Raw genomic sequence first — 10,382 nt, forward strand, 5'->3', positions numbered from 1 at the left:
CGACCGGTTGTGCTGTCCGGCTTCGGGTCTTGGTGTGTGGCCCGAACCGGGGCGGTGGTCCGCCAAAGCGGCGGAAGAGAGATTTCTGGTGATGGCGCTACCTGGCCGTGGCACCTGGTGTCACGTGGCGTGGTTGCACCGATTCCGGAGCGTGCCCAGCGGTCCGCTCAGTGGCCGCGTACGGCGTACTGCCCAGGTACGACATACCGAACACAGTGCGTCGTGGGGAGCTCCCGGAAGAATGTCTGTCCCGGACGGGGACACGAAGCACCTCGCCATGGTGGGGTCGGGTGCAGACTTGAGGTTAACACTACCGGATCCAACAAACATTCCCCCTCTCCAAATCCGGCAACCGTGTGTCAGGGCGCAAGCGGCAGCACGCTCGCTCCCTGCGGGTCGAGGTCGAGCCGATTGGCGGCCCATTCCTCGCCGGCCAGCGCTTCCACCTTGTCGGCGGTGTCCGCGTCGGTCAGTGCCATGACCGTGGGTCCGGCGCCGGAGATGACCGCCGGAATGCCGTCCGCCCGCAGCCTTTCCACCAGTGCGGCGCTCTCCGGCATGGCCGGGGCGCGGTACTCCTGGTGCAGCCGGTCCTCGGTCGCCGGGAGCAGCAGTTCGGGCCGGCGGGTGAGTGCCTCGACGAGCAGTGCGGCACGGCCCGCGTTGACGGCGGCGTCGACGTGCGGCACGGAGCGCGGGAGCAGTCCGCGCGCCGTCTCGGTGAGGACGGGCTTCCCGGGCACGAAAACCACCGGAACGATGGACTCGGCGGGTTCCATCCGGATCGCGCGGGCGGCGCCGGCCTCCATCCAGGAGAGCGTGAACCCGCCCAGCAGGCAGGCCGCGACGTTGTCGGGGTGGCCCTCGATCTCGGTGGCCAGCTCCAGCAGTCCGGCGTCGTCGAGGCGGGCCTCGCCGCCTATGGTCACCGCGCGCGCGGCGACGATGCCCGCGCAGATCGCGGCGGAGGAGGAGCCGAGGCCCCGGCCGTGCGGGATGCGGTTGGCGCAGACGATCTCCAGGCCGCGCGGCTGCCCGCCGAGCAGGTCGAAGGCCGTGCGCAGGGACCGTACGAGCAGGTGACTCTCGTCGCGCGGCAGGGTCTCGCTGCCTTCGCCGGCGATGTCGATGTGCAGCCCGGAGTCGGCCACCCGGACGACCACGTCGTCGTAGAGCCCCAGCGCGAGCCCGAAGGCGTCGAAGCCCGGACCGAGATTGGCGCTGGTGGCGGGAACGCGCACCCGGACGGCGGCGGCGCGGAAGGCGGGACCGGCCATCGCTCGATGACTCTCCTTGAGCTGCGGGGTTGATGGAACGACCTGCGGAGACGTACATGAAACCGCGAGGGCCGCGGAGGCGGCAACGGCACCGACCGGATGCGGAGGCATATGCGGCGGGCGGGTTCAGTACAGCCTATCGAAGGAAGGTTCTGTGGCGACATAGGGCGCACAGGAGGCGCACGATGCGTGTCGTAAGCCCCTCGTGCACCCCCCGGCAGGGCGCTCACTGGCGAGGACGCCGTGCGGAGTCCGCCGGTTGCCGTCCGGTCGCCGGTGCCGCCGGTGCCGGGCGGGTCCGGGTCCCGCGAGCGGGACCCGGACGGGCGTCAGCCGTTTCCCAGCCGAATTCCGGTCGTTTCCCGAGGCGGGACAGGACCGGGCCCGCCTCGGGAAGAGGGCCGTGGGCCGTCGTCCGGCTGTCGCGGCCCGGCGTCCGGCCGCCGTGGCCTTCGATGCCGTACGACACCGAAGGCCGGGGACGGGGCCGGGACCGGACCGGGACTGAGACCGGGACTTGACCGGGGCTGGGACCGGGACCGGACCGGGGCTGGGACCGGGACCGGCCTGCGACTGCTCGGGGTCTCAGGCGAGGCCGAGGCGGGAGGCCGCCGCGACCGCGTCGACCGGGACGGTGACCGGCTGCGGCGCGCCGGCGACGGCCCAGTCGGGGTCCTTGAGGCCGTTGCCGGTGACCGTGCAGACGATCCGCTGCCCCGGGTCGACCTTGCCCTGCTCCGCCGCCTTCAGCAGACCGGCCACCGAAGCGGCCGACGCGGGCTCGACGAAGACGCCCTCCTGGGCCGCCAACAGCCGGTAGGCGCGCAGGATCTCACGGTCCGTCACCTCGTCGATGAAGCCGCCGGACTCGTCCCGCGCGGCCAGCGCGTACTGCCAGGAGGCCGGGTTGCCGATGCGGATCGCGGTCGCGATCGTCGAGGGGTCCTTGACGATCTCGCCGCGCACGATCGGCGCGCTGCCGGAGGCCTGGAAGCCCCACATGCGCGGGGTGCGGGAGGCGACGGAGTCGGCGGCGTACTCCTTGTAGCCCTTCCAGTAGGCGGTGATGTTGCCCGCGTTGCCCACCGGGAGGACATGGATGTCGGGTGCGTCGCCGAGCATGTCGACGATCTCGAACGCGGCCGTCTTCTGGCCCTCGATGCGCACCGGGTTCACCGAATTGACCAGCGCCACCGGATAGTTGTCGCTCAGCTGGCGGGCCAGGGTGAGGCAGTCGTCGAAGTTGCCGTCGACCTGGAGGATCTTCGCGCCGTGCACGAGGGCCTGGCCCATCTTGCCGATGGCGATCTTCCCCTGCGGCACGAGCACGGCGGAGACCATCCCGGCCCGCACCGCGTACGCGGCGGCGGAGGCGGAGGTGTTGCCGGTGGAGGCGCAGATGACCGCCTTGGCGCCCTCCTCCTTGGCCCGGGTGATGGCCATGGTCATGCCGCGGTCCTTGAAGGACCCGGTCGGGTTCGCGCCCTCGACCTTGAGGTGCACCTCGCAGCCCGTGCGCTCGGAGAGGACCTGCGCGGGCACGAGAGGCGTGCCGCCCTCGCGGAGCGTCACGACCGGCGTGCTGTCGGACACCGGCAGCCGGTCCCGGTACTCCTCGATGATTCCGCGCCACTGGTGGGTCATTGCTCGCTACTCCCCTTCAACCCGCATGATGCTGGCGACACCCCGCACGGTGTCGAGCTTGCGCAGCGCCTCGACCGTCCCGCCGAGGGCGGCGTCGGTGGCGCGGTGCGTGACGACGACGAGGGACGCCTCGCCGTCGGAGTCCGGACGTACGTGCTGCCGAACCGTGTCGATGGAGACTCCGTGCTCGGCGAAGACCGTCGCGACCTGGGCGAGCACGCCCGGCTTGTCGGCGACGTCCAGGCTGATGTGGTAGCGCGTGACGACCTCGCCCATGGGCGAGACGGGCAGCGCGGCGTACGCCGACTCGCCGGGCCCGGTGGCGCCGTCGAGCCGGTTGCGGCAGACGGCGACCAGGTCGCCGAGGACGGCGGACGCGGTGGGCGCGCCGCCGGCGCCGGGGCCGTAGAACATCAGCTGTCCGGCGGCGTCGGACTCGACGAAGACGGCGTTGTACGCGCCGCGGACGCCGGCCAGCGGGTGCTTGAGCGGGATCATCGCCGGGTGCACGCGGGCGGTGACGGAGCCGCCGTCGGCCGCCCGCTCGCAGATCGCGAGCAGCTTGATGGTGCAGCCCATCTCCTTCGCCGAGGCGAAGTCGGCGGCGGTGACCTCGGTCATGCCCTCGCGGTACACGTCGTCGAGGCGCACGCGGGTGTGGAAGGCGATCCCGGCGAGGATGGCCGCCTTGGCCGCGGCGTCGAATCCCTCGACGTCGGCGGTGGGGTCGGCCTCGGCGTATCCGAGCGCGGTGGCCTCGTCGAGGGCCTCCTGATAGCCCGCCCCCGTGGAGTCCATCTTGTCGAGGATGAAGTTGGTCGTCCCGTTGACGATGCCGAGCACGCGGTTGACCTTGTCGCCGGCGAGGGACTCGCGCAGCGGGCGGATCAGCGGGATGGCGCCGGCGACGGCGGCCTCGTAGTAGAGGTCGCGGCCGTGCTGCTCGGCGGCGGCGTGCAGGGCGGCGCCGTCCTGGGCGAGCAGCGCCTTGTTCGCGGAGACGACGGACGCGCCGTGCTCGAACGCGGTGGTGATGAGCGTGCGGGCGGGCTCGATGCCGCCGATGACCTCGACGACCACGTCGATGTCCCCGCGTTTGACGAGCGCGGTGGCGTCGGTGGTGACCAGCGCCGGGTCGATGCCCTCGCGCACCTTCGACGGACGCCGTACGGCGACCCCCGCGAGCTCGACGGGGGCGCCGATCCTGGCCGTGAGGTCGTCCGCGTGCGTCGTCATGATGCGCGCCACCTCGGAGCCGACCACTCCACAGCCCAGCAGCGCCACCTTCAGCGGACGCGTACGCATCATCCGACCTCGTTTCCTCATACCGTCATCGGTAGGACCCAGTCTCACCCACGGCACCGTGCTTTCTATGCCTGGTCCGGATGGTGAGACATGCATTTCATTTCGGCGAGGGGCGGGAACAGGAGATCTTCCGCCCCTCCACCAATCTGCCATGTTGCATTTGCGCGGGGGCGGTTTTTTGACGCCGCCCGGCACCTGGGTCAGCCGACGTCGAGGCGGAGCAGGTCGTCCTCGGTCTCGCGCCGTACGATCACGCGCGCCTTCCCCTCGTGGACGGCGACGACCGGCGGCCGCAGCGCGTGGTTGTAGTTGCTGGCCATGGAACGGCAGTACGCACCCGTGGCCGGTACGGCGATCAGGTCGCCCGGCGCCAGGTCGGCGGGCAGGAACGCGTCCTTGACCACGATGTCCCCGCTCTCGCAGTGCTTGCCGACCACGCGGACCAGCATCGGCTCCGCGTCGGAGGTGCGGGAGACCAGGGCGACGCTGTATTCGGCGTCGTAGAGCGCGGTACGGATGTTGTCGGACATGCCGCCGTCGACGGAGACGTACGTCCGCAGCCCGTCGAGCGGCTTGATGGTGCCGACCTCGTACAGCGTGAAGGCCGTGGGCCCGACGATGGCGCGCCCGGGCTCGACGGAGATCCGCGGCGTGCGCAGCCGCGCGGACTCGCACTCGCGCGTGACGATCTCGGTGAGCGCCTTGGCGATCTCGTGCGGCTCGCGCGGGTCGTCGGCGCTGGTGTAGGCGATGCCGAGGCCGCCGCCGAGGTCGATCTCGGGCAGCTCGACGCCGTGCTCGTCACGGATGTCGCGCAGCAGTCCGACGACGCGGTGCGCGGCGACCTCGAAGCCGGACATGTCGAAGATCTGCGACCCGATGTGCGAGTGGATGCCGATGAGTTCGAGCCCGTCGAGCTGGAGCGCCCGCCGTACGGCCTCGGCAGCCTGCCCGCCGGCCAGCGGGATGCCGAACTTCTGGTCCTCGTGCGCGGTGGCGATGAACTCGTGGGTGTGCGCCTCGACGCCGACGGTGATGCGGATCTGCACGCGCTGCCGCTTGCCGAGCGACTGCGCGATGTGGGCGACGCGCACGATCTCCTGGAAGGAGTCGAGCACGATCCGCCCGACCCCGGCCTCGACGGCGCGCTCGATCTCGGCCACGGACTTGTTGTTGCCGTGGAAGGCGATGCGGTCGGCGGGCATGCCGGCGGAGAGCGCGGTGACGAGTTCGGTGCCGGAGCAGACGTCGAGGTTGAGCCCCTCGTCGTGCAGCCAGCGCACGACGGCCCGGGACAGGAACGCCTTGCCGGCGTAGAAGACGTCGGCGTCGGTCCCGAAAGCACCGCGCCAGGCACGCGCACGGGCGCGGAAGTCGGCCTCGTCGAGGACGTAGGCGGGGGTGCCGTACTCCTCGGCGAGCCGGGTCACGGGGATCCCGCCCACGGTGACGACACCGTCGCCGTCACGGCTGACGGTCTGCGCCCACACCTTGGCGTCGAGGGCGTTGAGGTCGGCGGGCGGGGCGGCGTAGTGCCCCTCGGGAAGGACGTCGGCGTGACGGGGCCCGGCGGGGTGTGCGGAACGGCTCATGACTGTGGACTCTCAGAATCTCTCTGTCGTCGCTGTGGGGTGGGGCGATGGCCGGCGGTGGGGTGGCGCTGCGCGAAGGGTCGGCGGGTGCGAACCGTCGACGAGCGCGCACTCTCTCCTGCTCGGTGCACGGCGCTGTGCACCGGGCCGGCCGGACCGCGGACCTGCGTCGCGGACGTGCGTCGCGCACGTGCGTCGCGCACGTGCGTCGCGGACATGTACGCGGCCGTGTACCGCGGGCGGGTGCCCTCCCCCTCAGAGGTGATCGGGTGCGTCGATGCCGAGCAGGGACAGGCCACCTGCGAGCACCGTCCCGGCGGCTTCGGCGAGGGCCAGCCGGGCGCGGTGGGCGGCCGAGGGTTTCTCCTCGCCGATCGGCAGGACGGCGGGCAGCAGCGGAAAGGTGGCATCGGCGAGGGTGACGAGATGCCGGGCAAGACGGTCGGGCGCGCGATGGGTGGCCGCGGCACCGAGGATGCGGGGGTGGTCGGCGAGGGTGTCACACAAGACGTGGCCGGCGCCTTGGCCCTCGCTCTGGTCGAGGGGGCCGGGTTCGGGTGCGAAGCCGAGCCGGGCGGCGTTGCGGAGGAGGGCGCGGGTCCGGGCATGGGCGTAACGGACCCGGAAGAGCGGATTGGCCTCACGCTGCACGAGGTGGTCGGCGGTGACGCGGGGCCGGTCGTGGGCGGCGGGGTGGAGCAGCGCCCAGCGGGCGGCGTCGGGACCGAGCGGGGCGGGGTCCTCGGGCGCCGGGACGGGCCGTACGTTGACGGGTTCGCGATGGTCGATCGCGACCCGCCCGCCCTGGGAGGCGATGATCCGCCCGAGGGCGTCGGCGACGACTTCGGCGCGTACGTCGTACGGCACGCGCAACTCGACGACCTGCCCGGCGAGGGCGTCGCCATGGCCGTAGGACCGCCCCGCGGCCCGGATCTCGGCGACGAGCGCGGCGTCGGCCGCTCCCCTTCCCTCCCCCTCGAGACTGATGTTGAGGAACCCGGGCCCGGTGACGACGACGTCACGGACCCCGGTGGCGCCGGCGAGCCGGGGCCGGAGGATCTCGGCGACCCGCAGCGGCGGTTGCCCTGCGGGGCGGGCGAGCTGGAGGGCGACATTGGTGGCGTAGTCACCGCAGCCACCGGGCCCGGGGGGCGCGACCACGACCCGTTCGGGCACGGTCACGCTCAGCTCCCCGTCGTCGACGGCACGACGCACGGCATGCAGCACGGTGCGCGAGAGCTCGACGGGGGTCACGGCACAAGGGTATGGGAGGCGGGGTCCGGATATGCGAGGGGTTGGGGACGGGTCCCGGGATGTGGACGGCGCCGCGCCCGCGCACCGGCGCGAACGGCCGGCCGGATCACGGACGGGAGAGACTTCCTGGCGGCGTCGCGACTGGCCTCGCAGGCGGCTGCGCGACTGGCCTCACGGGCGACCTCGTGGGCGACCTGGGGATCGATCCCTTACGCGAGGCCCGTGGGTGACCCTCGACACGAGGCCCGTGGGTGACCCTCGCGATCGATCCCGAACGTCAGCCCCGATGCCACCCGGCGGGCTCACTGTCGTGGGCGGCACCGGACTGCTCGGCGGCCGGATCGACGACGGACCCGGAAGAGACCGCCGACCCGGAGGAGACGGCCGACCCGGAAGAGACAATGGGCCGGGAGGAGGAGGCCACGGGCCCCCCGTGCCGAGCGCCGGAGGCCGAGAGCGCGGTCCCCGGGCTGAACGATTCACCGCTCCCGTTGCCGCCCCCGTCGCTATGGTCGCCACCGCCGCCGCCACCGCCACCGGGACAGCCACTGCCGCCGCCGTCCCCATCCCCGTCAGCCTGGGCCTGCTCGGGCCGCACGGATTCAGTCCGCCCTGACGACTGCCCCCGATCCCGGCCGTCCCCTCTGCTCCCCATCAACTCTCTTACCAACCGCACAAGTTCGGCGGGCTCGAACGGCTTGGCGAGGAACGCGTCGACGCCGATGTCAAGTCCGCTCTCGACCTCGTACTGCGTACAGGCGCTGACGATGGCGACGGGAAGATCACGCGTACGGGGGTCGGAGCGCAGCCGGGCGGCGGTACGCAGCCCGTCGAGACGCGGCATGACGACATCGAGCGTCACGACATCGGGCCGCACCTGATGAACGACTTCCAGACACTCGGCACCATCGGCCGCGGTCACGACCTCGAGACCCTCCAGCTCGAGATTGACCCTGATCAGCTGCCGGATGACCTTGTTGTCGTCCACAACAAGCACCCGACCCGACGCGCCTGGCACAACTCGAGAGTAGGTCCGGACCGGCCACCGCGTCCGGGTTTTCCCCACTTCCACCCCCCTACGAGCGAGCGCCCGCTCACCACGCCCCGCGCGGGAAGAAACCTGTTCATGAACACCCCGAGGAAGCTGGTAGGGTTCTACCCGTCACCGCGAGCAACAGCCCGCACCAGACACGCCCCCGTAGCTCAGGGGATAGAGCAACGGCCTCCGGAGCCGTGTGCGCAGGTTCGAATCCTGCCGGGGGCACTCGCCGAGGATCAGCAGAAATCAAGCGCTGACCAGGGCGGATGCCGAGAGAAGAGGGCGGGAGTCAGTCTCACTGACTCCCGCCCTCTCTCGTTGTCTCTCAGTGGTCGCGACACACCTCCGACACACCAAGCTCCGGTCTGCCCCTACAGCGCCATCCTCGGTGGCTTCGCACACCCTGCGGGCACGACAGCCTCCCTGTCAGAGCACGAGGCCGTCGGTGATCCACGCCCAGGGGCCCGTATCGGCCGGCCACCGGGACAATCCTCAGCTTCCCGATCTCAAGCGGCGTACCGCCTGGGCAACCTCAGCCCTCATTTGGGCGGTGAACGGCCACCTCCCACTCTTGCGGAGATTGCAGTCGGCGCATGCGGGACGCAGGTTGGCCAAGGTGTGTGCCCCACCCTTGGCCAAAGGCTTGTAGTGATCGATCTGAAGCACGACCTTCTCCTCATCGAAAAGGTCACTGCAGATCCAGCAGGCGCCTCCGAATTGGTCCACAAGATCCTGGAGTTGCTGCTCGGTTATGTGCTCCGACTCTGCGAGCCGCTTAATGGCGCGACGGCGCGACTCTGAACGCCTACTAGCTGCGCGCCGGGACGCTTGGACCACCGGGTCCTTGCCTCGCTCGCGATGCCTTCGAGCTCTCTCCTCAGCATGTCTAAGATGACTCTCCCGAGCCTTCTGACTGCTCCAGTCAGGGTGGGCAAGATGGTACGCCCTTGTCTTCTCGTTCTTGGCTGCCGGATTCTTCTGGTACGCCTCGCGGGCGCGCCGATTCCGATCTCCCTGACGAGCGTCGTCGTACTCCTTCACGCACGGCTTGCAACGAGGTCGCCGACCGTCCGATGACCCCCTGTCCCTGTGGAAGTCGTCAAGGGGCTTCACTTCTCCGCATTCGGCACAGCGTTTTGCGCCAACCGCCGAAGTGACAGTCTTGCGCCGGCCGTGGCCGCAGGAGTTGCTGGAGCGCCCCAATGAGTAGACATCGATCTCCTTCATAGTGCCGCAGGAGCACTGGCACAGTGCTCGACGGCTCGGGGGGCCTCCGTAAGAGACAATCTTCCACTCCCCGACTGTGTCGCCCACCTTGGGTTGGCGCATTCGACGCATACACCCGCAGGAGAGCGTCTTCCCGAGGAGGAGGGAGGAGGCGTATTCCTCACGCTCGGTCCCACACTGACACTGCACCCAGTACCGAGCTCCCCCTCTGTGTTCTTGCACTGTCCAGAAGCCGAACTCGTCCCCCACTTTGATCACGGCGCAATCCTAGCTACCGCGACGCCGACCGAAAAGATCCTTTCGCAATCGCACCACTGGAAACTGTAGAGACTGTCTCCTTCAAGTACGTCACTTCAACGGAAACCGCAGGACAGCCCAGAGCAGGCACGAAAACCATCTGATTCCAGGCTGACGCTGCCTGCTAGTTCACGTCGCCGTCCTCCTCCAAAGCTTTCGCGATCTTCGCATTGGCCGCTTCCTCGTGGCCGTCGATGCAGCCGTGGTATCGACGATGGATAACCTCCGGCGAGTTGCCGACCCGCCGGGCTACCTCAGCGATGGGCACCCCTGCGTTCAGCCATCGCGTGATGCACGCGTGCCGCAGATCGTACGGGCGCCCGGCCAACGGCGAGTCGACGCGTTCCGGTGGAAGCGCGTACGCCCGCGCCTCCTCCCACACCCGCCAGTAGGTGGAGGAGCCGACCACTCCCCCACGTTCGTTGCCGAACACGCGCCCTTCCTTGGCGGTCCCGAAACCCTTCAGGTGGGCCTGGAGGATGGTGACCAGGACGGGCGGGATGGGCACCGGGCGGTCGCTGGTCGCCTCCCGCGCCTTCAGGCCGCGGCGGTCGTGCCGCTCGCCTGAGTCAGTCCACTGCTTGCCGGAGACGGGGCGTGTCTCCCGCAGCGTGAGCGTGCCCCAACCCGTCTGCGGCAGGTGGCAGTCAGACCGCCTCAGCCCGACCGCCTCAGCGGGCCGCAGGCCCGCGTAGTACAGGACCGCGTAGAAAGCCACTAGCCTCGCGCTTTCATGAAGCGAGCTGT

8 protein-coding genes, 1 tRNA gene and 1 pseudogene are annotated in these 10,382 nt (G+C 70.3%); 2 read left to right on the forward strand and 8 right to left on the reverse strand.

Translation table 11 applies throughout. The features are described 5' to 3' along the window. Positions 1-359 precede the first annotated feature (359 nt). From thrB to WN71_RS11845, 6 genes and pseudogenes are all read right to left on the reverse strand, one after another. A complete protein-coding gene (thrB, locus tag WN71_RS11820; RefSeq protein ID WP_046591572.1) occupies positions 360-1,277 on the reverse strand; it encodes a homoserine kinase in 918 nt (305 codons plus the stop codon). A gap of 585 nt (positions 1,278-1,862) precedes the next feature. Further along, the gene (gene thrC, locus WN71_RS40850; protein WP_046591573.1) at positions 1,863-2,921 is read right to left on the reverse strand and encodes a threonine synthase; all 1,059 of its coding nucleotides are present in this window, start codon (positions 2,919-2,921) and stop codon (positions 1,863-1,865) included. A gap of 6 nt (positions 2,922-2,927) precedes the next feature. Continuing rightward, a complete protein-coding gene (locus WN71_RS40855; RefSeq protein WP_046591579.1) occupies positions 2,928-4,226 on the reverse strand; it encodes a homoserine dehydrogenase in 1,299 nt (432 codons plus the stop codon). Positions 4,227-4,426: 200 nt separating this feature from the next. Next, positions 4,427-5,818, reverse strand: coding sequence for a diaminopimelate decarboxylase (gene lysA, locus WN71_RS11835; protein WP_046591574.1), 1,392 nt, complete (start codon positions 5,816-5,818; stop codon positions 4,427-4,429). Between the two features lie 255 nt (positions 5,819-6,073). Beyond that, complete coding sequence (gene nrtL, locus WN71_RS11840) at positions 6,074-7,072, reverse strand: ArgS-related anticodon-binding protein NrtL (RefSeq protein WP_046591575.1); 999 nt, start codon at positions 7,070-7,072, stop codon at positions 6,074-6,076. A gap of 484 nt (positions 7,073-7,556) precedes the next feature. Further along, positions 7,557-8,090, reverse strand: a pseudogene (locus tag WN71_RS11845) (response regulator); the annotation flags it as partial. 174 nt (positions 8,091-8,264) lie between these two features. On the opposite strand from WN71_RS11845, the gene WN71_RS11850 reads away from it, so the two are divergent. Beyond that, positions 8,265-8,336, forward strand: a tRNA-Arg gene (locus tag WN71_RS11850). 267 nt (positions 8,337-8,603) lie between these two features. Here WN71_RS11850 and WN71_RS43440 read toward each other — a convergent pair. Beyond that, positions 8,604-8,777 (reverse strand): HNH endonuclease, encoded by a 174-nt coding sequence (locus tag WN71_RS43440; protein WP_167382919.1) that lies wholly within the window; start codon positions 8,775-8,777, stop codon positions 8,604-8,606. Here WN71_RS43440 and WN71_RS42660 point away from each other — a divergent pair. Beyond that, on the forward strand, positions 8,760-8,912 hold the full coding sequence (locus WN71_RS42660; protein ID WP_167382918.1) for a hypothetical protein: 153 nt from the start codon (positions 8,760-8,762) through the stop codon (positions 8,910-8,912). The genes WN71_RS43440 and WN71_RS42660 overlap by 18 nt on opposite strands. 847 nt (positions 8,913-9,759) lie before the next feature. On the opposite strand, the gene WN71_RS11855 is transcribed toward WN71_RS42660, so the two are convergent. Further along, positions 9,760-10,382, reverse strand: a 623-nt coding sequence (locus tag WN71_RS11855; RefSeq protein ID WP_046591581.1) for a tyrosine-type recombinase/integrase, incomplete at its 5' end; no start/stop codon positions are given.

Origin of the sequence: Streptomyces mangrovisoli (assembly GCF_000974985.2) — a bacterium.
In the GTDB taxonomy this organism is placed as follows: Bacteria; Actinomycetota; Actinomycetes; order Streptomycetales; family Streptomycetaceae; genus Streptomyces; species Streptomyces mangrovisoli.

What these genes read in the sequence shown, in the direction of transcription:
- lysA (WP_046591574.1), bottom strand. Translation starts at nt 5,818, where the DNA reads ATGAGCCGTTCCGCACACCCCGCCGGGCCCCGTCACGCCGACGTCCTT.
- WN71_RS40855 (WP_046591579.1), bottom strand. Translation starts at nt 4,226, where the DNA reads ATGCGTACGCGTCCGCTGAAGGTGGCGCTGCTGGGCTGTGGAGTGGTC.
- thrC (WP_046591573.1), bottom strand. Translation starts at nt 2,921, where the DNA reads ATGACCCACCAGTGGCGCGGAATCATCGAGGAGTACCGGGACCGGCTG.
- thrB (WP_046591572.1), bottom strand. Translation starts at nt 1,277, where the DNA reads ATGGCCGGTCCCGCCTTCCGCGCCGCCGCCGTCCGGGTGCGCGTTCCC.